The following is a 25,783-nucleotide window of genomic DNA, read 5'->3' on the forward strand; positions in this document are numbered from 1 at the left end:
GGACTCGGTGAACTGTCAAGGAAACGGGGGCGGCTCCGAGGGGCGCCCGGAGGCAGTCACGGCCCCGGGGGACGACCCGTCGGGGGCCGTCTGCCGTCCCGCCCCGGGACGTAGGCCAGGACATCCCCGCCGGGCGCGCACGGGCCGGTCGGGGCGGGGCCGGGCATACCGCCCGAGCGACCAGCGGCGGTCCGACACCTCGTCCATACGTGGGTCCCGCCGCGGCGCCCACGGGCGCGAGAGGGACGGTTCCGTTCACCACCGTGCGCCACTCGTCCGCCCCGAGCCCCGGGAGCGTACGGGCGCGGGAGCCGGTTGCTCACGGGACCCGGCGGGCACATGCCCCGCACGTCGGCTCCGCGGCGAGCCGCCCGTGCCCTGCGCCATGAGGGACGTCACCCGTCCGGGTGTACCGGCACTGCGGGGCGATCACCCCGGTGCTCCGCCGGAAGCAGTCGCGCGCGAGTCCGCGGTTCGGCGCCGTGCCCGCGGGCGCGACCGTGGCCTGTCTGCCCGGAGCAGCGGGCCGCGATCCGGCGCGCTTCACCGACCGGGACCGCTACGACGCCTTCCGGGCCGACCCCGGCGAACTGCCGTACGGCATCGGGGAGGCGGTCCAGGGGCGGCCCGGGGACGACGCGGGGTGCCCCAGTGTCCGGCTGGCCCGCCGCACGGCGGAACTCGGCCTGCGCGCCCTGCTGGACGCGCTGCACGCACCTGCGCTGGGCGCCGGGCTTCCGCCCCGTCGCGACGGGACTGCTCAGCCGTTCTCCGCGATCCCTTCTCGTGCGCTTCCGCTGACCGCGCCGCCACCGGTCTCCGGCACCCGCTCCAGCAACGTCACCGGCAGCTCCGCGAACAGCTCCGCCACGCGCGCGTGCCCCGAGAACTCCCGCCCCGGGGTCAGCACGTCGGCCCACCGGCCCGGCGGCAGCTCCAGGCGGGTGTCCCGCCAGCCGCCCGCCTCCGCCAGCCGCAGCGACAGCCGCGTCACCGCCGTGACCACCTCTCCGGAGCGCGTGAACGCGACACAGTGGTCCGCGGCCGGGCCCACGGCGTCCAGGGGCGCGTACGTCGCCGCCTCGCCGAAGACGTCGGGGCGCCGCCGCCGCAGCCGCAGGGCGGCCGTGGTCAGCGCGGCCTTGGCCGAGGGGCGTTCCTGCGGGGCGAACGGACGGCGGTTGTCCGGGTCGACGAGGGCCCGGTACTCGCCCTCCGTGCCCTGGTAGACGTCCGGCACGCCCGGCATCGTCAGCTGCACCAGGGCCGCCCCCAGGACGTTGGCCCGCACGTGCGGGTCGACGGTGTCCCGGAACTCGTGCACGAGCCGCCCCGGAGCGCCGCAGGGACCCTCCGCGACGAAGGCCGCCACCGCCTCCTCGTACGCGGGGTCCTGTTCGGTCCACGTGGTCCGCAGCCCGGCCTCCCTGACGTGCTTGACCAGCGCCCCCTGGACCCGCGCCTCGTCGGCCGGGCCGAGCCCGAAGACCGTCTGCCAGGCGGCCCACGCCAGCGCCGGGTCCGGCACACCGGTCACCCGGAGGGCGGTCACCTCGGCCAGGACGGCGTCCCACCGCTCGGGGCACTCGGTGAGCACCGAGACGGCCGCGCGCACGTCGGCGCTGCGCTTCGTGTCGTGCGTCGACAGCACGGTCCCCGTCGAGGGCCAGTCCCGCTGCACGCGCGCGCAGTAGGCGTGGAACCGCTCCGGGGACACCGACGGGCTGCCCGGGTTCCCGCCGACCTCGTTCGCCGAGAGGAGCGGCACGTAGCGGTAGAACGCGGTGTCCTCCATGGACTTGGCGCGCAGCGCGGACGAGGTCTGGGCGAACCTGGTCCGGAACTCGGCGTGGCCCGGCCCGTCCCCGGCCCGCCCGAGCACCAGGTCGCGTACGACGTCCACGGCCTGGGCCTCCTCCGGCACCGTGAACGCCTGCCGGGCCTCGGCCGCGGCCTCCTCGGTGACGACGGAGGCGGCGTCCCCGGAGGCGTACGGCCGGTAGACCTCCATGCGGACGAGGAGTTCCCGCAGTGCGGTGCGCAGCGCCCAGGGGGTGCGGTCGCGCAGCTCCGGCAGGGGCGACGTCGAGCACAGCCGGCTCGCCGCGCGCACCAGGCGCTCGACCTCGGTGGCCAGCTCGTGGGTGACGACCTCGTGGGCGGCCCGCCGTACGGTGGACGCCCAGTCGGCGCCCTCGTCGGCCTCGGGAGCCGCGAACCGCCGGTAGCGGTCGAGGAGTTCGTCCGCGCCCGCCGGGTCCTCGAAGAGGCCGTCCACGTGCCGAAGGGCGTCGTACCCCGTGGTGCCGGCGACGGGCCAGGACGCCGGCAGCGGTTCGCCGTCGGCCAGGATCTTCTCGACCACCGTCCAGCGTCCGCCGGTCGCCTCGTGCAGGCGGCGCAGGTAGGTGTCCGGGTCCGCGAGGCCGTCGGGGTGGTCGACGCGCAGGCCGTCGACGACGCCCTCCCCGAGCAGCCGCAGGACGGTCTCGTGGGTGGCCGTGAACACCTCCGGGTCCTCGACCCGCACCCCGATGAGCTCCGAGATGCTGAAGAAGCGCCGGTAGTTGAGTTCGGTCCGGGCCAGCCGCCACCACACCGGGCGGTACCACTGCGCGTCGAGGAGCTGCGGGAGCGGCAGGTCCTCGGTGCCCTCGCGCAGGGGGAACTCGTGGTCGTAGTAGCGCAGGACGTCGCCGTCGACCTTCAGCCGGCCGACCTCCGAGCCGAACGGGTGTCCGAGCACCGGGAGCAGCAGCTGGCCGTCCTGGGCCTGCCAGTCGATGTCGAACCAGCGCGCGTAGGGCGACTCGGGCCCCTCCCGCAGGACCTCCCACAGGGGGCGGTTGTGGCGCGGGGACATCGCCATGTGGTTCGGCACGATGTCGACCACCAGCCCGAGGCCGTGCTCGCGGGCGGTGCGGGCGAGGGAGCGCAGGCCCTCCTCGCCGCCCAGTTCGGCCCGCACGCGCCCGTGGTCCACCACGTCGTAGCCGTGCAGCGAGCCGGGGACGGCCTCCAGGACGGGGGAGAGGTGCAGGTGCGAGACGCCGAGCGAGGCCACGTACGGCACGGCCGCCTCGGCCGCCGCGAAGGGGAACTCCGGCTGCAACTGGAGCCGATACGTTGCGGTGGGTGCCGTGGGGACCGTCACGGGGTCAGGACGCTCAGATGTCATGCAGACCTACGTACCCGCCCCGCCGCCCTTCGTGTCATGGACTCATGCGGACGCACGCGCGCGGGTGGCCGATTTCGGGCGACCGGGGCAGCGCGTCACCCCGTCCGGAGGTCCTCCGCGTCCGCCTCCGCCGTGACGAAGGGGCACGACACGCGGGGGCGGCGTCCCGTGCCGGACGCCCTCCACGCGTGCGTGCCCCTCACTCACCGGCTCCGCGCTAGGCGGGCCGCTGCAATACCGTCATGCTCCGGTCGACCAGGGTCAGCCGGTCGCCGGCCTGGACCTTCTGGCCGGTTCCCGGAGGCACCCCGTCGGCACGAGCCGTGTCGACGATCACCTCCCACTGCCGTCCGTGATCGACCGGGATCACGAACTCCAGCGTCTTGGGCGAGGCGTTGAACATCAGCAGGAACGAGTCGTCGGAGATCCGCTCCCCGCGCGGGCCCGGTTCCGAGATCGCGTGCCCGTTGAGGAACACCGTGAGCGCCCGCGCGTGCGCCGAGTCCCAGTCGCGCTGGGTCATCTCCTTGCCCGAGGGGGTGAACCAGGCGATGTCCGACAGGTCGTCGTGCGTGCCCTCCACCGGCCGCCCGTGGAAGAAGCGGCGCCGCCGGAAGACCGGGTGGTCGCGCCGCAGCCACACCATCGCGCGCGTGAAGTCCAGCAGCGGACTGCCGTCCTCCGGCCACGGCACCCAGGACAGCTCGCTGTCCTGGCAGTAGCCGTTGTTGTTGCCGTGCTGGGTGCGCGCGAACTCGTCCCCGTGGCTGAGCATCGGCACGCCCTGCGAGAGCATCAGGGTCGCCAGGAAGTTGCGCATCTGCCGGGCCCGCAGTTCCAGGACCGCCGGGTCGTCGGTCTCGCCCTCGGCCCCGCAGTTCCAGGACCGGTTGTGGCTCTCGCCGTCGCGGTTCTCCTCTCCGTTGGCGTCGTTGTGCTTCTCGTTGTACGAGACGAGGTCGTGCAGCGTGAAGCCGTCGTGACAGGTGACGAAGTTGATGGAGGCCAGGGGCCGGCGGCCGTCGTCCTGGTAGAGGTCCGAGGAGCCCGTCAGCCGGGAGGCGAACTCCGCGAGGGTGCGCGGCTCTCCCCGCCACATGTCCCGCACCGTGTCCCGGTACTTGCCGTTCCACTCGGTCCACAGCGGCGGGAAGTTGCCCACCTGGTAGCCGCCCTCGCCGACGTCCCACGGCTCGGCGATCAGCTTCACCTGGGAGACGACCGGGTCCTGCTGCACCAGGTCGAAGAACGACGACAGCCGGTCCACCTCGTGGAACTGCCGGGCCAGGGTGGCCGCCAGGTCGAAGCGGAAGCCGTCGACGTGCATGTCGGTCACCCAGTACCGCAGCGAGTCCATGATCAGCTGCAGGACGTGCGGGGAGCGCATGAGCAGCGAGTTGCCGGTCCCCGTGGTGTCCATGTAGTAGCGCGGATCGTCGGTGAGCCGGTAGTACGACGGGTTGTCGAGCCCCTTGAAGGACAGCGTGGGACCCAGGTGGTTGCCCTCGGCCGTGTGGTTGTAGACCACGTCGAGGATGACCTCGATGCCCGCCTCGTGCAGGGCGCGGACGGCCGACTTGAACTCCAGGACCTGCTGTCCGCGGTCGCCCCAGGACGCGTACGCGTTGTGCGGGGCGAAGAAGCCGATGGTGTTGTAGCCCCAGTAGTTGTTGAGGCCCATCTCCACCAGGCGGTGGTCGTTCACGAACTGGTGCACGGGCATCAGTTCGAGGGCCGTCACTCCCAGCCCGGTCAGGTGTTCGATGATGGCCGGGTGGGCCAGCGCCGCGTAGGTGCCGCGCAGTTCGTCGGGCAGCGCCGGGTGCTTCATCGTGAGGCCCTTCACGTGGGCCTCGTAGAGCACCGTGTGGTGGTACTCCGTACGGGGGCGGCGGTCGTCCCCCCAGTCGAAGTAGGGATTGACGACGACGGACGCCATCGTGTGCGGCGCCGAGTCGAGATCGTTCCTCTTGTCGGGCGCCCCGAAGTGATAGCCGTACACCTCCTCGCCCCACTTGATGTCACCGCTGATCGCCTTCGCGTACGGGTCGAGCAGCAGCTTCGCGGAATTGCAGCGCAGCCCGCGCGCCGGCGCGTACGGGCCGTGCACGCGGAAGCCGTAACGCTGTCCCGGCATGATGCCGGGCAGGTACGCGTGCCGCACGAACGCGTCGGTCTCCCGCAGCTCCACCGCTGTCTCCGAGCCGTCGTCGTGCAGCAGACACAGCTCGATCCGGTCGGCGGCCTCCGAGAAGACCGCGAAATTGGTGCCGGCGCCGTCGTACGTCGCGCCGAGTGGATACGCCTCTCCAGGCCAGACCTGCATGGATACGACTCTTCCAGTAGTGCTGTGCCACCGAGGGCGACTCGCGGCCGAGTCTCCCCGAAAGTGATGGAACCTCCTGGGACTTACCTCCCTCTTACCTGGTGACCAGGGCATACGCACTATGCCCAACAGTGGGGCTCGATGAACTCTCAGCGACACAGGGGGAGTAGGGGGAAAATGTGCGCAGGATAGTGCGCCGCCATCTGGGCAAGGTGGTGGCGGGTGCGGCCGTCGCGGTGGCCGGTACGGCGGCGATGGTCGCGGTCACCCTGCCGGGGTCGGCGGGGGCCGACGACGCGGACGGCGGCAACGCCAAGGGGACAGGCACGACCGCCCAGCAGGGCGGGGCGGCGGCGCAGGGGGCGGCGCAGCCCGGCACCGTCGAGCAGGCACCGGCGGAGGGCGACAAGGGCAAGGGGCGCGACCCGCTCACCGACGACGAGCTGCGGCGCGTCGAGCGGATCGCGCTGAGCCGTCAGCTGCTCTCCTCGGGCGAGAACGTCGAGGGCGAGCGCGGCCCGCAGCGCATCGGCGTCAACCTCGCCGAGCCCGAGGTGGAGGAACTGGACGACGCGTCGGCGCCCCGTCGCGCCGACGTGACGTTCTACGACTACAAGAACGACACCCTCGTCACCAGGACCGTCAACCTCGACACCGGGAAGGTCGAGCAGACGGGCACGCAGCACGGCGTCCAGCCGCCGATCGCCCGTGACGAGATGGCCGAGGCGGCCCGGCTGCTCATCGCCGATCCGCTCGGCGCGGGCCTGAAGGCGGACTACAAGGACGCCACCGGCAAGGAACTCACCTCGCCCGACCAGCTGCTGCTCAACAGCATGGTCTACCGCGCGGCTCCGGGGGCGCAGCCCGCGGTGCTCGCCGACTGCGGCGACCACCGCTGCGTACGGCTCTTCCCGAAGGTCAGGAACGGGCCCTGGATCGACAGCCGTGACCTGGTGATCGACCTGAGCACCCGCAAGGTCGGCAAGCTCGGCTGACCCGAGCGGCCGACCGCCGCCGAGCCGCCCGGCCAGGCCGACCACCGTCCGGCCGCCTCGGTGGCTCTTCCCGTCTTTCGTGCTCTTTCGCAAGGGAGTCACTTCTTCATGCGCGTCAACAGAATCAGCCGTGCCCGCAGCCGGGCGGCGGTGGGCCTCACCGCGGCCCTGCTCGCCGCCGGTGTGACGACGGCCGGGGGGCCGGCCGTCGCCCAGCCCAAGGCCGCTCCGGCGGCACCCGCCGACTGCAGCGCGGCCTACAAGATCGAACAGCAGCTCGCCACCGGTACCACCTGGCGGATGTGCTGGCACTACGAGAGCGAGGCCGGCCTGGTCCTGGAGAACATCTCCTACCAGCCCAAGGGCGAGGCCCAGCCGATCAAGGTCCTCACCAGCGCCAAGCTCGCCCAGATCCACGTGCCCTACGACGACGGCCAGGCCGAGTACAGCGACCTCACGGGCGCCGGCTTCGGTCAGGGCCTGATGAACATGGCGCCCGGCGAGTGCCCCGGCGGCACCATCAAGTCCGTCAAGGTCCCGGACGCCTGGGACCCGGAGCACGCCGACGTCAACGGCCTGTGCACCACGACCCGTTCGCGGGGACACGCCTACCGCATGCAGGGCGACACCCCGAGCAAGGTCTGGCAGACCCAGGGCAAGGACCTGCTCGTCTACACGGTCAACCAGGTCGGCTGGTACGAGTACATCACCGAGTGGCGCTTCCAGGACGACGGCACCCTCCACATGAACGTCGGCGCCACCGGCAGCCTCTCCCCGGGTGACTACGACGCCGGTGACGGCCGCGGCTGGCCGATCGGCAAGAACGCCACCTCGTACGCCACGAGCCACAGCCACAACGTCTTCTGGCGGCTCAACTTCGGCCTGGACGGCTCTCCCAAGAGCAAGATCGAGCAGTACGACTCCGTCGTCACGCCTCCCGCGCGGGGCAACGAGGGCCCGACCAACAAGACCACCCGCACCAAGGTCACCAAGGAACTCGCGGGCAACGCCAAGAACATGCGCTGGTGGCGGGTCGTCAGCAACTCCGGCAAGAACAAGGACAACCACGCGCGCTCGTACGAGATCGTCCCCGGCGCGAGCACCAAGTACCCGGGCCGCCCGTACACCAAGAGCGACGTGTACTTCACCGAGTACAAGAAGTGCGAGCAGTTCGCCAGCGACAACCTGCGCAACTGCGGTACCGGCGGCGGCAAGTCCGTCGACAAGTGGGTCAACGGACAGACGCTCACCCACCCCGTCGTGTGGATGAACATCGGCTTCCACCACATCGCCCGGGACGAGGACCAGCAGCCCATGCCGGTCCACTGGCAGGGCTTCTCGATCGCCCCGCGTGACGTCACCGCTATGAATCCGCTCACTCCCGCTGACCTCGCCGACCAGAACGGGCGTCCCCGCGAAGGCAGTTGAGAAGCGACCTGTCCATCGGGCTGCACCGCCGACCGGTCCCGGAGTACCCTTCCTTGATCGTTGACTAGGGGAGAGCTCGGGGGAGCGGAAGGCGGTGCACGGGTGGGCTCGGGAGGGCTGGAGTTGCCTCCTGGTGACGAGGGTCACGAGGGGAACTCCACAGATGTCCCGCCCGGCGCGGTGTCCCTGGCACGGCCGATGGAGATGGGCTCCATCGGCCCGGAACTGGACTGGGGCGCCGACGCCTGGCGCGAGGTGCGTACGCGCGCCCAGCGGGCCGGCCGCGCCTACATCTGGCTGAATCTGGTCGAGCAGCGGCTGCGCGCGGTCGTGGCCGCCGTGCTGCGGCCGATCTACGAACCGGTCCACGGCGACGAGTGGGTGGTCGCCGCGGCCGGGCCGGCCGGCCAGGAGTGGGTGCAGCGGGCCGTCGCCGTACGCGAGGTGAGCCGCCGCAAGGGCTATCTGCTCGACCCCGCCGACGACAACGTCCTCAGCTTCCTCACGCTGCCCCAGCTCCGTGAGCTGATGGTGCAGCACTGGCCGTGCTTCGAGCCGTACTTCGACGAGCGCCGGGACGTCGAACTGGCCCTGGACGAGCTGGAAGTCACCCGGAACGTGGTCTCGCGCAACCGGGCCCTCTCGGAGGCCGTGCTGGCCCAGGCCGAGCGCGCCTCGGCCCGCCTGCTGGAGATCCTCGGCGCGGGCGGCGACGTGCCGTCCGCCCGCCGCCTGCCCGTCGACGCGGTGGAGCACCTGGTCGGCGACCGGTACGCGGACGTCGTGGGTGTGCACTCCGACCGGGTCAGGCTGCTGCGGCAGTTCCCCGCCGAGGACCTCTTCGGCGGCGCCCGCCGCCTCGACGCCATCGGCATCGGCCTGAACCTGCTGGTGCAGAACTTCTCCGGGCGGCGCCTCGTGCGGCTCGCCGAGTCGGGCTGCCGGGTGCGGCTGCTGTTCCTCAACCCCGCCTCCAGCGCCGTGAAGCGCCGTGAACGCGAACTCGGCATCAAGCGGGGTGAGCTGAGCCGCACCGTCGAGACCAACATCCTGCACATGCGGCGGGTCCGCTCCCGGCTGCGCGACCCGGGCGCCTTCGAGATCCAGGTCTTCGACGAGACCCCGCGCTTCACCGCCTACCTCGTCGACGGCGACGGATCGGACGGCGTCGCCGTCGTGCAGTCGTATCTGCGCCGCACGCGCGGCATGGAGGCGCCGGTCCTGGTCCTGCGCGGCGGAGGCCGGGTGGTCAAACCGGACGACACGACCGAAGAGGGTCTTTTCCCCACGTACCGCGAGGAGTTCGAGGTCGCCTGGTCCGACTCGCGGCCGGTGTCCTGAGAGCTGACTGCCGGCCCTCGGCGGTCCGGCCCGTGGCAGGCCCCCGGCCGGTGCCCGTCGGGGCCGTCGGGCCCGCAAGCGGAACGCGGTCCTCGCGTTGTCAGTGGCCCGTGCGATCGTGGGGACCACTGGGGGAACGCACCATGAAGAAGGGGGGCCGCCGATGGGCTGGCACCGGGAGCTGCTGATCGGCTTCGACCTGGAGACGACCGGGACGGACCCGCGCGAGGCGCGCATTGTCACCGGGGCGGTGATCGAGGTCAGGGGCGGGGAGCCGGTCGGACGCCGCGAGTGGCTGGCCGACCCGGGCGTCGAGATCCCGGCCGACGCGGTGGCGGTGCACGGCATCAGCAACGAACGGGCGGCCGCCGAGGGCCGACCGGCCGACCAGGTCGCCGACGCGATCGCCGCCGTCCTCGTCGGCTACTGGCAGACGGGCGTGCCCGTCGTCGCGTACAACGCCACCTTCGACCTGACGCTGCTCTCCGCCGAGCTGCGGCGCCACGGACTGCCGTCCCTGCGCGACCGGCTGGGCACCGACCCGGGTCCGGTCATCGACCCGTACACCATCGACCGTTCCGTGGACCGCTACCGCCGCGGCAAGCGGAATCTGGAGGCGGTGTGCACGGAGTACGGCATCGCGCTCGACTCCGCCCACGACGCGCTGGCGGACGCGCTCGCCGCGGCCCGCCTCGCCTCCGCGATAGCCGTCCGCCACCCCAAGGTCGCGTCCCTCGGCCCGGCGGAGCTGCACCGCCGGCAGGTCGAGTGGTACGCCGAGTGGGCGGCGGACTTCCAGGGCTTCCTGCGCCGCAAGGGCGACGCGGCGGCCGTGGTGGACGGCATGTGGCCCCTGCGGGACCTCGCGGACGAGCGGGTCTGACGGTCCGCCACGGCACCGGCCCGGCATCCTGGCGGGCGTCCGGCGCACCCGGCCCGTGACCCGGTAGAGCCTCCACCCCGCCGTCACCTCGGACGGCGTTCACCGGTGCGTCCTCCGGGCGGGCGTTCACCGCGTCCGGCCCGCCACTCGGAGGCGTCCACCGCCTCCACCGCACCCCGCCCGCTCGCCGGCAAGCGTCCGCCGCACGCCGCCGCACGCCGCCGCACGTCACCCGGGCGGGTGCGCCCTGGAGCGTGCCTGGGCCGACTGGAGACCCCGGGTGCCGCTCGTCCCCTTTCCCTCCAGCACCGGTCCCGGCCGCCCGATCGCCGCATACGTCCGTGAAACGGCCGCCGTCGAGCCCGGCACCCGCGTCGCGGTCCTCGTTCCCGAAGCCGAGCGAGGGCGACGGTCGCAGCGGCCGCCGCGCAGCCGGCGGGTGGTAGCCCGTAGTGGGCCACGTGGCGCGACGGGCGACGCAGGCGGTGATCCGCCGCTGAGGTTCCGCCTGTCGGGCCGGAGTTCACCCACGCGGCCCGCACCTGGCAGTACGGGCCCCCTTTCCGCAGGTCGAAGGGGGAGGCGAGAGGGGGCGGCGTAAGGATCGCGTCAAAACTGTTCAGGCCGCCGTAAGGGACCCGTCAACGGCGGCCGGATCCGGCCACAGGGGCGCTTTGCTCGACTCGTCCGACTCACTTCCGTACCTCATCTAGGAGCTTGCGATGGCCGACGTGGCCTTCGTCGTCACCACGATCGCGGTGTTCGCGCTGGTGGCTCTCGTTGCCAAGGCGGTGACGAAGCTGTGACCGCCGAGAACGTCGTCGGCCTGGTCGTGGCCGTCGCCCTGCTGGGCTATCTCGTCCTCGCCCTGATCTTCCCGGAGAGGTTCTGAGAGCGGTATGGGTCCCGTACTTGCCGGCGTGCTCCAGTTGCTCGCACTGATCGCGGCACTGGCGCTCGTCCACCGCCCCCTCGGCGACCACATGGCCAGGGTCTACTCCTCCGAGAAACACTGGACCGTGGAGAGGTGGATCTACAAGGGCATCGGTGCCGACCCCGGTACGAAGATGCGATGGCCCGCGTACCTGCGCGGTGTGCTGGCCTTCTCCGCCGCCGGCGTCCTCTTCCTCTACCTGCTCCAGCGGCTCCAGGGCGTGCTGCCGGGCTCACTGGGCTTCGCCTCCATCGACCCGGACCAGGCGTTCAACACCGCCGCGTCGTTCGTGTCGAACACCAACTGGCAGTCGTACTACGGCGAGCAGGCCATGGGCCACGTCGTGCAGACGGCCGGTCTCGCCGTACAGAACTTCGTCTCCGCGGCCGTCGGCATGGCCGTCGCCGTGGCGCTCGTCCGGGGCTTCGCCCGCTCGCGCAATGGTGAACTGGGCAATTTCTGGTCGGACATGGTGCGCGGCGTGACCCGCATCCTGCTGCCCGTCTCGGTGATCGCCGCGGTCGTCCTGGTGGCCTGCGGTGCGATCCAGAACTTCTCCGGCATTCACGAGGTCGGCCAGTTCATGGGCGGTTCCCAGGAGTGGAACGGCGGCGCGGTCGCCTCTCAGGAGGCCATCAAGGAGCTGGGCACGAACGGCGGCGGCTACTTCAACGCGAACTCCGCCCACCCCTTGGAGAACCCGAGCCCGTTCTCGAACCTCTTCGAGATCTTCCTCATCCTGGTCATCCCGTTCTCACTGACCCGCACCTTCGGCCGCATGGTCGGCTCGCTGAAGCAGGGCTACGCGATCCTCGGCACCATGGCCGCGATCTGGCTGGGCTTCACCGCGCTCATGATGTGGACCGAGTTCGCCCACCCGGGCCCCGCGTTCGACATCGCGGGCGGCGCCATGGAGGGCAAGGAGGTCCGCTTCGGCATCAGCACCTCGTCGATCTGGGCGGTCTCCACGACCCTCACCTCGACCGGTGCGGTCAACTCCTTCCACTCCTCCTTCACCGGCTTCGGCGGCGGCATCCAGCTGCTCGGGATGCAGCTGGGGGAGATCGCCCCCGGGGGCACCGGCTCCGGCCTCTACGGCATGCTGGTCATGGCGGTCATCGCGGTGTTCATCGCCGGGCTGATGGTCGGCCGCACCCCCGAGTACCTGGGCAAGAAGATCGGCACCCGCGAGATCAAGCTCGCCGCCTGCTACATCCTGATCACCCCGGCCCTGGTGCTCGTCCTCACCGCTGCCGCGATGGCGCTGCCCACGCCGGGCACCTCGATGACCAACTCCGGCGCGCACGGCTTCTCCGAGATCCTGTACGCCTACAGCTCGGGCGCCAACAACAACGGTTCCGCCTTCGCCGGTCTCGACGCGGACACCCAGTGGTTCAACACCACGATCGGTCTCGCGATGCTGCTCGGCCGGTTCCTGCCCATGGTGTTCGTCCTGGCGCTGGCGGGCTCGCTCGCGGAGCAGAGGCCCGTCCCGGTGACCGCGGGCACCTTGCGCACCGAGAAGCCGCTGTTCACCGGCCTGCTGGTGGGAGCGATCCTGATCATCACCGGTCTGACCTACTTCCCGGCGCTCGCGCTGGGCCCGCTCGCCGAAGGGCTGGCGGCATGAGTACGCATACACAGGAGCAAGAGGACTCGATGTCCACAGCCACCGCGCCGACGCGGGCACCGCACAGCGACGTCCCCACCGGGCACAAGGCCCCCCAGGGCCGTGTGGGCGCCGGCCTCTTCGAACCCGAGCAGCTCATCAGGTCCCTGCCGGACGCCTTCCGCAAGCTCGACCCGCGGGTGATGGTCAAGTCGCCCGTGATGTTCGTGGTGCTGGTCGGCTCCGTGCTGACCACCGTCTTCTCCTTCAAGAGTCCAGGCGACTGGTTCGGGTGGACCATCAGCGCCTGGCTGTGGCTGACGGTCGTCTTCGCCAACCTGGCGGAGGCCGTCGCCGAGGGGCGCGGCAAGGCGCAGGCCGACACCCTGCGCAGGGCCAAGACCGACACCGTGGCCCGGCGGCTGCCGGCCGACGGCGCGGAGGAGCGGGTCCCGGGAACGGAGCTGAGGATCGGCGACCTCGTGGTCTGCGAGGCGGGCGACACCATCCCCGGCGACGGTGACGTCGTCGAGGGCGTCGCGTCCGTGGACGAGTCGGCGATCACCGGTGAGTCGGCTCCGGTCATCCGTGAGTCCGGCGGTGACCGCTCGGCCGTCACGGGCGGTACGAAGGTGCTGTCCGACCGGATCGTCGTCAAGATCACGACGAAGCCGGGTGAGACGTTCATCGACCGGATGATCAGCCTGGTGGAGGGCGCGGCACGGCAGAAGACGCCGAACGAGATCGCGTTGAACATCCTGCTCGCCTCGCTGACGATCGTCTTCCTGCTGGCGGTGGCCACGCTGCCGCCGTTCGCGGACTACGCCGGCACGCACCTGACGATGGTCGTGCTGGTGGCGTTGCTGGTGTGCCTCATCCCGACGACGATCGGCGCGCTGCTGTCGGCCATCGGCATCGCGGGCATGGACCGGCTGGTCCAGCGCAACGTGCTGGCCATGTCGGGGCGTGCGGTCGAGGCCGCCGGTGACGTCTCCACGCTGCTGCTGGACAAGACCGGCACCATCACCCTCGGCAACCGGCGGGCGTCCGAGTTCGTGCCGGTGCGCGGTACGACCGAGGCCCAGCTCGCGGATGCCGCCCAGTTGTCGTCGCTGGCCGACGAGACGCCCGAGGGCCGCTCCGTCGTGGTCCTCGCCAAGGAGAGGTACGGCCTGCGGGAGCGCCACCAGGGTGAGCCGGCGGACGCCGAGTGGATCGCCTTCACCGCCCAGACCCGGATGTCCGGCGTCGACGTCGACGGCCGGAAGATCCGCAAGGGCGCGGCCGGTTCGGTCGTCGCCTGGGTCGAGGAACGGGGCGGAGCGGTTGCCGAGGACGCCGACACGCTGGCCGGTCGCATCTCCGAGGCGGGCGGTACGCCGCTGCTGGTCGCCGTGGAGGACAGCGGCGGCGCCCGTGTCCTTGGCGTCATCCACCTGAAGGACGTGGTCAAGGACGGCATGCGGGAGCGGTTCGAGGAGCTGCGCCGCATGGGCATCAGGACCGTCATGATCACGGGTGACAACCCGCTGACGGCCAAGGTGATCGCCGAGGAAGCGGGCGTCGACGACTTCCTCGCCGAGGCCACGCCCGAGGACAAGATGGCCCTCATCAAGCGGGAGCAGGCGGGCGGCAAGCTGGTCGCGATGACCGGTGACGGCACCAACGACGCGCCCGCGCTGGCGCAGGCCGACGTCGGCGTGGCGATGAACACCGGTACGTCGGCCGCCAAGGAGGCCGGCAACATGGTCGACCTCGACTCCGACCCGACCAAGCTCATCGAGATCGTCGAGATCGGCAAGCAGCTGCTGATCACGCGGGGCGCGCTCACCACTTTCTCCATCGCCAACGATGTCGCGAAGTACTTCGCGATCATCCCGGCGCTGTTCGCGGCGGTGTACCCGGGCCTGGACAGGCTCAACATCATGGGCCTGTCCTCACCGGACTCCGCGATCCTGTCCGCGGTCGTCTTCAACGCGCTGATCATCATCGCGCTGGTGCCGCTGTCGCTGAGAGGTGTGCGGTACCGGCCCGTCAGCGCCGACCGGATGCTGCGCCGCAACCTCACCGTCTACGGCATCGGCGGCCTGGCCGCCCCCTTCGTCGGCATCAAGCTCATCGACCTCCTCATCTCCCTCATCCCCGGGATCGGCTGAAGGCCATGAACAACTCCCTCACGCACACCGCCCGGCTGCTCGGGGCGGGGCTGCGCGCCCTGCTCGTGCTGACCCTGGTGACCGGCGTCATCTACCCGCTGGTGATCACCGGCATCGCCCAGGCGCTGTTCAACGGCAAGGCGAACGGCTCGGAGACCAGGGCGGACGGCAAGGTCGTCGGCTCGTCCCTGATCGGGCAGGCGTACAACCTGCCGACGAAGAAGGGCCAGGACACTCCCCGGCCCGACCCGAGGTGGTTCCAGGGCCGCCCGCAGAACGGCCTCGGCACCAACAGCGTCAACACCCGGTACACGCTCATCCTGTCCGGCGCCACCAACCGGTCCGGCGACGACGAAGAGCTCATCCAGTGGGTGAAGGACGCCAAAGCCGCCGTCATCGAGGACAACTCCGTGCCCGGCCACAGGGTGAAGCCGTCCGACGTGCCCGCCGACGCGCTCACCTCCTCCGGCTCCGGCCTGGACCCGGACATCTCGCCCGAGTACGCCGACATCCAGGTCCGTCGTGTCGCCGAGAGGAACGGCCTGGCCGCGGCCCGGGTCCAGAAGCTGGTGGACGAGCACACCGAGGGCCGCACCCTGGGCTTCATGGGTGAGCCCCGGGTGAACGTCCTCGAACTCAACATCGCGCTCAAGGAACTCCTGGCGAAGAGCTGACGGGTGCGCACCGCGGCACGCGGGGCAGGCGGCCCGGGCCCCCTCGCATCCCGTCGCCCACCGCCATGAAATCCCGCGGACCGATCCGGCCCGTGCCCGGCAGGCAGGCGCACACAGATGGCCCGGGTGCTGGTCGTGGAGGACGCCCCCAGCTCGTACGCGCGCTCGTCATCGAGCTGCGCCGCACACTGGAGACGGACACCTCCCACCCCCGCCACCTCAGCACCGAGCCGGGGACGGGCTGCCGCCTCGAGGCGTGCGCCCGTCCCTCCCACTGCCGGAACCACACACGAGAGCCGACGAGAGCAGAGAAGAGAACATGGCACGCGGGAAGCTCAGGATCTATCTCGGGGCGGCACCGGGCGTCGGCAAGACCTACGCGATGCTGTCCGAGGCGCACCGCCGGATCGAGCGCGGCACCGACTGCGTGGTGGCCTTCGTGGAGCACCACAACCGGCCGCGCACCGAGGTCATGCTGCACGGCCTGGAGGAGATCCCGCGCCGGGAGCTGGAGTACCGCGACGCGGTCTTCACCGAGATGGACGTCGACGCGGTCCTGGCGCGGCATCCGCAGGTGGCGCTGGTGGACGAGCTCGCCCACACCAACGTGCCCGGTTCCCGCAACGACAAGCGCTGCCAGGACGTGGAGGAGCTGCTGGCGGCCGGCATCGATGTGATATCGACGGTGAACATCCAGCACCTGGAGTCCCTCGGTGACGTGGTGGAGTCGATCACGGGCGTGCGGCAGCGCGAGACCGTACCGGACGAGGTGGTGCGGCGCGCGCATCAGATCGAGCTGGTCGACATGTCCCCGCCGGCGCTGCGGCGCCGGATGGCGCACGGCAACATCTACAAGCCGGACAAGGTGGATGCGGCGCTGTCCAACTACTTCCGTCCCGGCAACCTCACCGCCCTGCGGGAGCTGGCCCTGCTGTGGGTGGCCGACCGGGCCGACGAGTACCTGACGGAGTACCGCAGCGAGCACCGGGTGTCGAAGATCTGGGGCTCACGGGAGCGCATCGTGGTCGGCCTGACCGGCGGTCCCGAGGGCCGCACGCTGATCAGGCGGGCGGCCCGCCTGGCGGAGAAGGGCGCGGGCGGCGAGGTCCTGGCCGTCTACATCGCCCGCAGCGACGGGCTGACCTCGGCCTCACCCAAGGAGCTGGCCGTCCAGCGCACCCTGGTGGAGGATCTGGGCGGCACCTTCCACCACGTGGTGGGTGAGGACATTCCGGCGGCGCTGCTGGACTTCGCGCGCGGGGTGAACGCCACCCAGATCGTGCTGGGTGTCTCGCGCCGCAAGAGCTGGCAGTACATGTTCGGACCGGGCGTGGGCGCGACGGTCGCCCGGGACTCGGGCCCCGACCTGGACGTGCATCTGATCACGCACGACGAGGCGGGCAAGGGCCGCGGGCTGCCGGTGGCGCGGGGCGCGCGGCTGGGCCGGGCACGGATCGTCTGGGGCTGGCTCATCGGCGTCGTGGGCCCCCTGCCGCTCACCCTGCTGCTCACCCTGGGACCCGACGCCGGTCTGGCCAACGACATGCTGCTGTTCCTGACACTGACGGTGGCGGCAGCCCTGCTCGGCGGCCTCTACCCGGCACTCGCCTCGGCCGTCGTGGGCTCCGCGCTGCTGAACTGGTTCTTCACCCCGCCCGTCCACACCCTCACGATCGCCGACCCGAAGAACATCGTCGCCCTCGTGGTCTTCGTCGGCGTCGCGGTGTCGGTGGCGTCGGTGGTGGACCTGGCGGCCAGGCGCACCCATCAGGCGGCCCGGCTGCGTGCCGAGTCGGAGATCCTGTCCGTCCTGGCCGGCAGCGTGCTGCGGGGGGAGACCAGCCTGCGGGCACTGCTAGAGCGCGTTCGGGAGACCTTCGGCATGGAGTCGGCGGCCCTGCTGGAACGGGCCGGTGACGTCGACCCCTGGACCTGCGCGGGCAGTGCGGGCCCGCGTCCCGCCCAGCGCCCCGAGGACGCGGACGTCGACATGCCCGTCGGCGACCACATGGCCCTCGCGTTGTCCGGGCGGGTGCTGCCCGCCTCCGACCGCCGGGTGCTGGCCGCGTTCGCGGCCCAGGCCGTCGTCGTCCTGGACCGCCAGCGGCTCCAGCGGGAGGCGGACCAGGCCAAGGAGCTGGCCGAGGGCAACCGCATCCGGACCGCGCTGCTGGCCGCCGTCAGCCACGACCTGCGCAGCCCGCTCGCCGGGATCAAGGCGTCGGTGACGTCCTTGCGCTCGGACGACGTGGAGTGGTCCGAGGAGGACCAGGCCGAGCTGCTGGCCGCGATCGAGGAGGGTGCCGACCGGCTCGACCACCTGGTGGGCAACCTCCTCGACATGTCGCGCCTGCAGACGGGCACCGTCACCCCGTTGATCCGTGAGATCGATCTGGACGAGGTCGTCCCCCTGGCGATGGGCGGCATACCGGAGCGGGAGTCGACAGTCGTCCTGGACGTGCCGGAGAGCCTGCCCATGGTCGCCACGGACAAGGGCCTGCTGGAGCGGGTCGTCGCCAACGTCGTCGAGAACGCCGTCAAGTACAGTCCCGCGGGTGAGCCCGTCCTGGTCTCGGCCAGCGCCCTGGGCGACCGGGTCGAGGTCCGGGTGGTGGACCGCGGTCCGGGCGTCCCCGACGAGGCCAAGGACCGCATCTTCGCGCCCTTCCAGCGCTACGGTGACGCCCCGCGCGGCAACGGAGTCGGCCTCGGCCTCGCGGTCGCCCGCGGCTTCGCCGAGGCCATGGGCGGCACCCTCACCGCCGAGGACACCCCCGGCGGCGGCCTCACGATGGTCCTCACCCTCCCCGCGGCACGACCGGGCGGCAGGCTTCCGCAACCCGTACCGGCCGGGACCGCACGTCCGGAACACCCCGTACAGACCGAGAGGCGAACTCCATGACCCGGGTGCTCGTAGTCGAGGACGAGCCACAGATCGTGCGCGCGCTGGTGATCAACCTCAGAGCGCGCAAGTACCAGGTCGACGCGGCGCACGACGGTGCCACCGCCCTGCGGACCGCCGCCGCCCGCCACCCGGACGTGGTGATCCTCGACCTGGGCCTGCCCGACATGGACGGTGTCGAGGTGATCAAGGGCCTGCGCGGCTGGACCCGGGTGCCGATCATCGTGCTGTCCGCCCGGCACGCCTCCGACGAGAAGGTCGAGGCGCTCGACGCGGGCGCCGACGACTACGTCACCAAGCCCTTCGGCATGGACGAGCTGCTCGCCCGGCTGCGGGCGGCCGTCCGCCGCGCCGAGCCCACCGGCGGGGGCGACGACGCCCTCGTGGAGACCGACGGATTCACCGTCGACCTGGCCGCCAAGAAGGTCAGGCGCGGCGGCGAGGACGTACGGCTCACGCCGACCGAGTGGCACCTGCTGGAGGTGCTCGTGCGCAACACCGGCCGCCTGGTCAGCCAGAAACAGTTGTTGCAGGAGGTCTGGGGGCCGTCGTACACGACGGAGACGAACTACCTGCGGGTGTACATGGCCCAGCTGCGCAGGAAACTGGAAGCGGACCCGTCGCATCCCGAGCACTTCATCACGGAGGCGGGAATGGGCTATCGCTTCGAGAAGTGAGATGCGAGGGGCCGGGAGCGAGGGGCCGGGGTCGACCACCGGCGACCTCCGGGATCAGGACACGGGCGAGGTGACCGGACGGGTCCTGGCATCCGTCCCGTCACCCCGGTGCGGACGACGGGACGGGTGGACCGCCGGCTGTTCCCTCCCGCACGGGTGACGGGACCGCGCGCGGACTGTCGTCGTCCTTCGGCTCCGGGTGGGCCCGGTGCGCGCGTTCCACCGCCTGGCCCCAGTACGTCCCCGCGACGAGCAGGGCCGCGCCCAGACCGGTCAGCGGGGTGAAGTGCTCACCGGCGAGGCCGATGCCCACCGCGGCGGCCCAGACCGGCTCGGTGCCCAGCAGCAGGCTGGCCCGGCTCGCCGAGGTCCGCTGCACGGCCCACGTCTGCGCCAGGAAGGCGAACACACTGCAGAACAGGGCGAGATACAGCAGCTGCGCCCAGCCCCCGGCGCCCACCCGGGCGAGGTCCGGCAGACCGCTCGCGGCGGGCACCAGGAACACCGCCGTGCCGACGAGGGTCTGCACGGTGGTCAGCCGCAGCGGCCGGACCGCCCGGTGCGCGGTCAGCCGCCCGACCAGGGCGACGTGCACCGCCCGTACCACCGCGGCGGCGAGCATCAGGAGGTCGCCGAGGCGGGGCGCGTGGAAGCCGTTGCCCGACATGAGGAGGGCGACGGCCAGCAGGCAGACACCCGCGGCGGCGTAGAAGGACGGCGGCAGCCCGCCGTGCCGGCCGGTGCGGTCCAGCAGCGGGGTGAGCACGATCGTCAGGCTGATGATCAGCCCCGCGTTCGCGGCACTCGTGTGCGCGACCCCGTACGTCTCCACGACCAGGACGGCGGCCTGGGTGATCCCCAGCGGCACGCCGACGCGCAGCTCGTCGCGGGTCCAGCCCCCGGACCGGCGGTCGGCGGCGACCAGGCCGAGGCAGGCGAGCGCGGACAGCGCGTACCGCGCGAACAGCACCACGAGGACGGGCAGGACGGCCGTGGCCGTCTGGGCGGAGAGATAACTCGAACCCCAGACGAGCGCGACCAGCAGGAGTACCGCATCGGTACGGCGGGCATCAGGCACGCGCCCACCCTGCCCGGCCCGCTCCGTGAAGCCCAGGGCCAACCTCTTAAACGACCTTTCAGTTTCCCTACACTGAGGAGATGGACGAACGGCAGCTGCGGATCCTGCGGGAGCTCGGCGAACTGGGCAGCGTGACCGCGGTGGCCGAGGCCCTGCTGGTGACGCCGTCGGCGATCTCCCAGCAACTGCGGCTGCTCCAGCGGGCGATCCCCGTCCCGCTCACCGAGCGCCAGGGGCGCCGGCTCGTGCTCACCGACGCGGGCCAGGCCCTGGCCGGGGCCGCCATCGAGGTGGAGACCGCGCTGGAGCGGGCGCGGCACACCGTCGCCGAGTTCGTCGGCCGGCCGGACGGCGAGGTGTCGGTCGCGGCCTTCCACAGCGCGGGCTCGGCGTTCTTCCCGCTGCTGCTGCGCGCATTGGCGGCGCCCGGCGGGCCCCGGCTCTCGCTCGCCGACGAGGACGTACCCCAGGACGACTTCCCGCCGCTGACCAGGGAGTACGACCTCGTCCTCGCCCACCGCCTGGAGCACGCCCCGGCGTGGCCGGGGACGGTGACGGCGACCACCCTGCTGCGGGAACCGCTCGACGTCGCCATGCCGGTCGGCCATCCGCTCGCCGCCAAGCGCCGGCTCGTCCCGCGCGATGTCGCCGACGAGCCGTGGATCACCGTGCACGACGGTTTCCCGCTCATGGCGACCATCGACGCCATCGCCACCGCGGCGGGCCGCCGTCTCCATCTCGCGCACCGCATCAACGAGTTCGCGGTGGTGGCCGAGGCGGTCGCCGCAGGCGGCGGGCTCGCCCTGATGCCGCGCTGGACCACGCGCGCGCACTCCGCGCTGGTGCTCAAACCGCTGAGCGGGGTCCGCGCCCGGCGGCACATCGACGCCCTCCACCGGCCCGAGCGCACCGCGCGGCGCGCCGTGCGCACCGTCCTCGCGGAACTGCGCCGGGCCGCCGGGACGATCCAGGGGCGGACGTGAGCGGCGGAGTCCCGCGGCCGGGTGTCAGAACGGATACCAGCGCACGGTGTCGTCGCCGTCCCGCAGGGACGCCACCCGCCGCTCGAACTCGGCCAGCGCCTTCGCGTTGGCCGGCGCGTGCTGCGCCACCCACGCGCAACTGGCCGTCTCCCGCGCCCCGCGCAGCACCCCGCAGCCGTCCCACGCGCGGACGTCCCAGCCGTACGTCCGGGTGAAGGAGTCGTACGCCTCGGCGGGCAGCCCGTAGCGGTCGCGGGAGAGCGCCATCACCACCAGGTCGTGCTCGCGCAGGTCGGCGGAGAAGGTCTCCAGGTCCACGAGGACCGGCCCGTCCGGTCCGACGTGGACGTTGCGCGGCAGGGCGTCGCCGTGGATCGGGCCCGGCTCCAGGTGCGGGATGAGGGCGGCGGCGGCCGCCGCGAACCCGTCACGGCGTTCGCGCAGGTACGCCGCGTCCGCCGGGTCGATCGCGTCGCCGGCCAGCCGCAGCCAGCGCTCCACCCCGCCCAGCAGCTCGCGGGGCGGCAGCGCGAAGGGCGGGGCGGGCAGCGCGTGCACCACACGCAGCAGCGCGGCCAGATCCGCGGGCTCCGCGGGACGTACGGCATCGGGGAGCCGGTGCCAGACGGTCACCGGGCAGCCGTCCACCAGCAGCGCCTCGGGCGAGGCCGCGCGCACCGCCGGGACGTCCGCCTCGGCGAGCCAGGCCGCGATGTCCAGCTCCCGCCGCGCCCGGCCGAGGAGTTCCGCGTCGCGCCCCACCTTGACCACCAGGTCGCCGGCGGCGAAGACCGCGTTCTCGCCCAGCGCGAGGAGCCGCGCGTCCCCCGCGGTCCCGGGCAGCACGCCCGCCGCGTCCAGCACGTCCCGCGCCCGTGCCTCGTCCATCGTCCGCCTCCGTGTTCCCGCGTGTCCGGCGTCCCGGCCACGCCTTGTCCCCGGTTCCGGCCGCCGCGGATCCCGTCCAGCGGCGAGTTCCGGCCATCCGTCCGCCAGTGTCGCATCGGCACTGGTCGGAGCGGTCACAAGGGCTGACGCCCGGCCTTGACGCCGCGTCAGGGTGTCAGGACCATGACGAGGTCCTGTCCCCTGGACGCACGGTGCCGCGACGACGAGACCGAGATCCGTACGAGCCGCCCGAAGGAGCCGAATCCGTGACACAGGCGACCGCGACGAGGCGGTCGGGCAAGCGTGCGGGCGAGGGCGCCGGAACCCCCGGGCCCGCCGCTTTCGGCGCCTGGTTCCTGGTGCTGCCCGCGCTGATCCCGATCCTCGTGCTGAGCGTCGGACCCCTGCTCTACGGCGTCGCGCTGGCGTTCACCGACTCCCAGTCGGGCCGGACCGCGCCCACGCGGTGGATCGGCGCGCTGAACTTCCGGGACCTGCTGCACGACACGCTGTTCTGGGACTCGTTCCGGATCGGCCTCCTGTGGGCGGTCGGCGTCACCGTGCCGCAGTTCCTGCTGGCCCTCGGCCTGGCGCTGCTGCTCAACCAGGACTTGCGGCTGCGCCGGCTGGCCCGGGTGCTGGCGATCGTCCCGTGGGCGATGCCGGAGGTGGTCGTCGGCATCATGTGGCGGCTGGTCTACAACCCGGACGCGGGCATCCTCAACGAGACCCTGCGCGACCTGGGCCTGGGCGAGGGCCGGGACTGGCTCTCGGGCCTCGGCACGGCCCTGCCCGCGGTGATCGTCGTCGGCGTCTGGGCGGGCCTGCCGCAGACCACCGTCGCCCTGCTCGCCGGGCTGCAGAACACCCCGCGCGAACTGCACGAGGCGGCGGCGATGGACGGCGCGGGTGCCTGGCGGCGCTTCCTGACGGTCACCTGGCCCGCCCTCAGACCCGTGGCGCTCGCCATCACGGCGCTCAACTTCATCTGGAACGTCAACTCCTTCGCGCTGGTCTACGTGCTCACCAACGGAGGGCCGGGCGGGCGCACCCGGCTGCCGATGCTGTTCGCGTACGAAGAGGCTTTCCGGTACGGGCAGTTCGGATACGCGGCGGCGATGGGATGTGTGATGGTCGCGGTGATCTCGGTGATTCTCGCGTTCCGCCTGGCGGCCGGTCTGCGGGGAGGTGACGACCGGTGAGCGCGCCCCGCACGCGCAGGGGTGCCTCGGGCCTGCGGACCGGCAGGGCGGGCCGGGTCGGACAGTACGCCGCGCTGCTGGCGTACCTCGTGTTCCTCGCCTTCCCGCTCCTCTGGCTGGTCTCCACGGCCTTCAAACCGCCGCGGGAGCTGGCGAGTCTGCACCCGACGTGGCTCCCCGAGGCCCCGACACTCGCCAACTTCCGGCAGGCCTTCGACGAGCAGCCGCTGCTGCGCGCCGCCCTCAACTCCCTGGTCGCGGCGCTCGCGGCGGCGCTGATCGCCGTGGTCGTCGCCACGCCGATGGCGTACGTGATGGCACGGCACCGCACCCTCCTGGCCAGGGCGGCCACCGGGTGGGTGGTCGTCAGCCAGGCGTTCCCCTTCGTGCTGGTGATCATCCCGCTGTTCCTGGTGCTGAAGAACCTGCGGATGATCGACTCGGTGCCCGGGCTCGTCATGGTCTACGTGGTGTGGGCGCTGCCGTTCGCCCTGTGGATGCTGGTGGGCTACGTACGGGCGGTGCCCGCCGAGCTGGAGGAGGCCGCGGCGGTGGACGGGGCGGGCCGGGCGCGGACGCTGGTGTCGGTCACGGCCCCGCTGCTGGCGCCCGGCATCGTGGCGACGGCACTGTTCGCGTTCATCAGCGCGTGGAACGAGTTCTTCTTCGCGCTCGTGCTGCTGAAGACCCCGGAGAAGCAGACGCTGCCGGTCGTCCTCACGCACTTCATCGGGGCCGAGGGCGTCGCGGACCTCGGCCCGCTGGCGGCGGCCGCGTTCCTCGCGACGCTGCCCTCCCTCGTCGTCTTCGCGGTCATCCAGAAACGGATCACGGGCGGCATGCTCGCCGGGGCGGTGAAGAGCTGATGCGGCGGAGCCGGTGGGTCGTGTTCCTCGCGGTGTGCGGGCTGCTGCTGGCCGGCTGCTCGGGCGACGACGGGACGGACGGCGGGGGACCGGTCGTGCTGCGCTTCCAGTCCCTGGCCTGGCAGGAGGAGTCCGTCGCGGCCAACAAGGAACTGGTGAAGGAGTGGAACGCCACCCACCGGGACGTCAAGGTCAAGTACGTGCAAGGCAGTTGGGACAGCGTCCACGACCAGCTCCTCACCTCCTTCGAGGGCGGCGAGGCACCGGACATCATCCACGACGCCTCGGACGACCTCGCGGACTTCGCGTACGGCGGGTACCTCGCCGATCTGCGCGACCTGCTCCCCGAGAGCCTCACGTCCGACATCCCGGAGCGCAGTTGGGAGTCGGTCACGTTCGGCGCCGGGATCTACGGGGTGCCCTTCCTCCAGGAGCCGCGCGTGCTGGTCGCCGACGCCGACCGGCTGCGCGAGTCGGGCGTGCGCGTGCCGACGCCCGGCGACCCCTGGAGCTGGGAGGAGTTCCGGTCGGTGGCGAAGCGGCTGAGCGGCAAGGGCCGGTACGGCGTCGCCTGGCCCCTGAAGGAGCCGGTCTCGGCGACCCTCAACCTCTCGCTGTCGGCCGGCGGGCGGCTGTTCCACCGGGACGCGGACGGCCGGGTGGAGGTGCGCTTCGAGGCGGCCGACGCGGTGGTGCCGCGGATCGTCCACGACGGGGTGAACACGGACGGCAGCGCCTCGGGCACGACGCTCGGCATGGGCGGTTCCGACACGCTGCCCGGATTCTTCGGCGGCAGGTACGCCATGGTGCCGCTCGGCTTCTCCTACCGGCAGCAGCTCGTCCAGCAGGCGCCGAAGGGCTTCAACTGGCGGGTGCTGCCCGCCCCCGCGGGCGCCGACGGTCTCACCCAGGGCGTCAGCCCGCAGACCCTGTCCGTGGCCGAGGACAGCCCGCACAAGAAGGAGGCCGCCGCGTTCGTCGCCCACCTGCTCCGGCCCGCGAACATGGTCAGGCTCGCGCTCGGGGACTGGATGCTCCCCACGGGCACCGAGGCGCTCCGGGACCCGGCCCTGCACACCGCGAAGCACGACTGGGCGACCGGTACGGCGCTGGCGAAGCACCTGCGCTCGGCGCCCGCCCAGTCCGTCCGGGGCTATCCCGAGTGGAAGGACAAGGTGGCCACCCCCGCCTTCCAGGAGTACTACAGCGGGGCGATCGGCCTGGCGGAGCTGCGCGAGCGGCTGGTGACGGACGGGAACCTGGTGCTCGCGCGCTACCAGCGGTGACCTCAGCCGTGGAGCCCGGGATGCGGGCCGGAACCGTCCTTCCGCGTCCGACCGGCCCCTGCTCTCCGTACTACCCGATCGCACCCGTGCCCGCGACCGCAGGTGGGGATCACCGGCCCGCGGTCGCGACCGGGGGACGTGAGGCCACCGCAGCGGTCCCCGCACACGACCGGCCGCACGAGAGAAGCCGGCCCCTCGGAGCGGCATGTTTTTTTCCGGGCTGGAAGACGGATCGAGCGCACCGCTTTGTCCCGTGTAAGCGCCCCGTATGGGCCGGAACGTCACCGTCCAGGCACCTCGTCCACCCCGTGCGTCACGGTTGCACGGCAACGGTGAAGTCCTGGCGCACGTTGGATAACGGACAGGTCATTCGATAA

General features: G+C 72.0%; 18 protein-coding genes. 14 read left to right on the forward strand and 4 right to left on the reverse strand.

What is annotated here, in order from left to right; genetic code table 11:
- Nucleotides 1-760 precede the first annotated feature (760 nt).
- Together treY and glgX are read right to left on the reverse strand one after the other, a co-directional pair.
- Nucleotides 761-3,178 carry a malto-oligosyltrehalose synthase gene (gene treY, locus ACWGIS_RS10445; protein WP_453361979.1) on the reverse strand — a complete coding sequence of 806 codons (2,418 nt, stop codon included), beginning with the start codon at nt 3,176-3,178 and terminating at the stop codon, nt 761-763.
- 217 nt (nt 3,179-3,395) lie between these two features.
- On the reverse strand, nt 3,396-5,504 hold the full coding sequence (glgX, locus tag ACWGIS_RS10450) for a glycogen debranching protein GlgX (protein WP_453361980.1): 2,109 nt from the start codon (nt 5,502-5,504) through the stop codon (nt 3,396-3,398).
- A 179-nt stretch (nt 5,505-5,683) separates the two neighbouring features.
- Between glgX and ACWGIS_RS10455 the strand changes: the two genes are divergently transcribed.
- From ACWGIS_RS10455 to ACWGIS_RS10500, 10 genes are all read left to right on the forward strand, one after another.
- Nucleotides 5,684-6,499: a Tat pathway signal sequence domain protein gene (locus ACWGIS_RS10455; protein WP_453361981.1), complete on the forward strand. Its 816-nt coding sequence runs from the start codon at nt 5,684-5,686 to the stop codon at nt 6,497-6,499.
- 108 nt (nt 6,500-6,607) lie between these two features.
- Nucleotides 6,608-7,927: a copper amine oxidase gene (locus tag ACWGIS_RS10460; protein WP_453361982.1), complete on the forward strand. Its 1,320-nt coding sequence runs from the start codon at nt 6,608-6,610 to the stop codon at nt 7,925-7,927.
- A 102-nt stretch (nt 7,928-8,029) separates the two neighbouring features.
- Nucleotides 8,030-9,268, forward strand: a complete 1,239-nt coding sequence (locus ACWGIS_RS10465; protein ID WP_356175906.1) for an SAV2148 family HEPN domain-containing protein — start codon at nt 8,030-8,032, stop codon at nt 9,266-9,268.
- Between the two features lie 163 nt (nt 9,269-9,431).
- Complete coding sequence (locus tag ACWGIS_RS10470) at nt 9,432-10,151, forward strand: exonuclease domain-containing protein (protein ID WP_453361983.1); 720 nt, start codon at nt 9,432-9,434, stop codon at nt 10,149-10,151.
- An 802-nt stretch (nt 10,152-10,953) separates the two neighbouring features.
- The gene (kdpF, locus tag ACWGIS_RS10475; protein ID WP_009326374.1) at nt 10,954-11,043 is read left to right on the forward strand and encodes a K(+)-transporting ATPase subunit F; all 90 of its coding nucleotides are present in this window, start codon (nt 10,954-10,956) and stop codon (nt 11,041-11,043) included.
- Nucleotides 11,044-11,050: 7 nt separating this feature from the next.
- The gene (gene kdpA, locus ACWGIS_RS10480) at nt 11,051-12,715 is read left to right on the forward strand and encodes a potassium-transporting ATPase subunit KdpA (RefSeq protein WP_453361984.1); all 1,665 of its coding nucleotides are present in this window, start codon (nt 11,051-11,053) and stop codon (nt 12,713-12,715) included.
- Nucleotides 12,716-12,744: 29 nt separating this feature from the next.
- Nucleotides 12,745-14,850 carry a potassium-transporting ATPase subunit KdpB gene (gene kdpB, locus ACWGIS_RS10485; RefSeq protein ID WP_453361985.1) on the forward strand — a complete coding sequence of 702 codons (2,106 nt, stop codon included), beginning with the start codon at nt 12,745-12,747 and terminating at the stop codon, nt 14,848-14,850.
- Between the two features lie 5 nt (nt 14,851-14,855).
- On the forward strand, nt 14,856-15,524 hold the full coding sequence (locus ACWGIS_RS10490) for a potassium-transporting ATPase subunit C (RefSeq protein ID WP_453361986.1): 669 nt from the start codon (nt 14,856-14,858) through the stop codon (nt 15,522-15,524).
- A gap of 319 nt (nt 15,525-15,843) precedes the next feature.
- The gene (locus ACWGIS_RS10495) at nt 15,844-18,426 is read left to right on the forward strand and encodes an ATP-binding protein (protein ID WP_453361987.1); all 2,583 of its coding nucleotides are present in this window, start codon (nt 15,844-15,846) and stop codon (nt 18,424-18,426) included.
- Complete coding sequence (locus ACWGIS_RS10500) at nt 18,423-19,103, forward strand: response regulator (RefSeq protein WP_453361988.1); 681 nt, start codon at nt 18,423-18,425, stop codon at nt 19,101-19,103. Before ACWGIS_RS10495 ends, ACWGIS_RS10500 begins: the two co-directional genes overlap by 4 nt.
- A 100-nt stretch (nt 19,104-19,203) precedes the next feature.
- Here the strand turns inward: ACWGIS_RS10500 and ACWGIS_RS10505 are convergent, their stop codons facing one another.
- Entirely contained in the window at nt 19,204-20,181 is a 978-nt protein-coding gene (locus ACWGIS_RS10505) for a DMT family transporter (RefSeq protein WP_453361989.1), read from the reverse strand.
- 80 nt (nt 20,182-20,261) lie between these two features.
- Between ACWGIS_RS10505 and ACWGIS_RS10510 the strand changes: the two genes are divergently transcribed.
- Entirely contained in the window at nt 20,262-21,164 is a 903-nt protein-coding gene (locus tag ACWGIS_RS10510; protein WP_453361990.1) for a LysR family transcriptional regulator, read from the forward strand.
- 24 nt (nt 21,165-21,188) lie between these two features.
- On the opposite strand, the gene ACWGIS_RS10515 is transcribed toward ACWGIS_RS10510, so the two are convergent.
- Entirely contained in the window at nt 21,189-22,052 is an 864-nt protein-coding gene (locus tag ACWGIS_RS10515) for a phosphotransferase (protein ID WP_453361991.1), read from the reverse strand.
- A 266-nt stretch (nt 22,053-22,318) separates the two neighbouring features.
- Here ACWGIS_RS10515 and ACWGIS_RS10520 point away from each other — a divergent pair, with 266 nt between their 5' ends.
- Genes ACWGIS_RS10520 through ACWGIS_RS10530 form a run of 3 tightly spaced genes read left to right on the forward strand, consistent with a single transcriptional unit; the run spans nt 22,319 to nt 25,406 of the window.
- Entirely contained in the window at nt 22,319-23,254 is a 936-nt protein-coding gene (locus ACWGIS_RS10520) for a carbohydrate ABC transporter permease (protein WP_453361992.1), read from the forward strand.
- Between the two features lie 32 nt (nt 23,255-23,286).
- Complete coding sequence (locus tag ACWGIS_RS10525) at nt 23,287-24,120, forward strand: carbohydrate ABC transporter permease (protein WP_453362064.1); 834 nt, start codon at nt 23,287-23,289, stop codon at nt 24,118-24,120.
- Nucleotides 24,120-25,406 carry an ABC transporter substrate-binding protein gene (locus ACWGIS_RS10530; RefSeq protein ID WP_453361993.1) on the forward strand — a complete coding sequence of 429 codons (1,287 nt, stop codon included), beginning with the start codon at nt 24,120-24,122 and terminating at the stop codon, nt 25,404-25,406. Before ACWGIS_RS10525 ends, ACWGIS_RS10530 begins: the two co-directional genes overlap by 1 nt.
- The last annotated feature ends 377 nt before the right edge of the window (nt 25,407-25,783 follow it).

This window comes from Streptomyces sp. NPDC054842, from assembly GCF_053611025.1.

What these genes read in the sequence shown, in the direction of transcription:
- treY (WP_453361979.1), bottom strand. Translation starts at nt 3,178, where the DNA reads ATGACATCTGAGCGTCCTGACCCCGTGACGGTCCCCACGGCACCCACC.
- glgX (WP_453361980.1), bottom strand. Translation starts at nt 5,504, where the DNA reads ATGCAGGTCTGGCCTGGAGAGGCGTATCCACTCGGCGCGACGTACGAC.
- ACWGIS_RS10460 (WP_453361982.1), top strand. Translation starts at nt 6,608, where the DNA reads ATGCGCGTCAACAGAATCAGCCGTGCCCGCAGCCGGGCGGCGGTGGGC.
- ACWGIS_RS10470 (WP_453361983.1), top strand. Translation starts at nt 9,432, where the DNA reads ATGGGCTGGCACCGGGAGCTGCTGATCGGCTTCGACCTGGAGACGACC.
- kdpA (WP_453361984.1), top strand. Translation starts at nt 11,051, where the DNA reads ATGGGTCCCGTACTTGCCGGCGTGCTCCAGTTGCTCGCACTGATCGCG.
- kdpB (WP_453361985.1), top strand. Translation starts at nt 12,745, where the DNA reads ATGTCCACAGCCACCGCGCCGACGCGGGCACCGCACAGCGACGTCCCC.
- ACWGIS_RS10490 (WP_453361986.1), top strand. Translation starts at nt 14,856, where the DNA reads ATGAACAACTCCCTCACGCACACCGCCCGGCTGCTCGGGGCGGGGCTG.
- ACWGIS_RS10495 (WP_453361987.1), top strand. Translation starts at nt 15,844, where the DNA reads ATGGCACGCGGGAAGCTCAGGATCTATCTCGGGGCGGCACCGGGCGTC.
- ACWGIS_RS10500 (WP_453361988.1), top strand. Translation starts at nt 18,423, where the DNA reads ATGACCCGGGTGCTCGTAGTCGAGGACGAGCCACAGATCGTGCGCGCG.
- ACWGIS_RS10510 (WP_453361990.1), top strand. Translation starts at nt 20,262, where the DNA reads ATGGACGAACGGCAGCTGCGGATCCTGCGGGAGCTCGGCGAACTGGGC.
- ACWGIS_RS10515 (WP_453361991.1), bottom strand. Translation starts at nt 22,052, where the DNA reads ATGGACGAGGCACGGGCGCGGGACGTGCTGGACGCGGCGGGCGTGCTG.
- ACWGIS_RS10530 (WP_453361993.1), top strand. Translation starts at nt 24,120, where the DNA reads ATGCGGCGGAGCCGGTGGGTCGTGTTCCTCGCGGTGTGCGGGCTGCTG.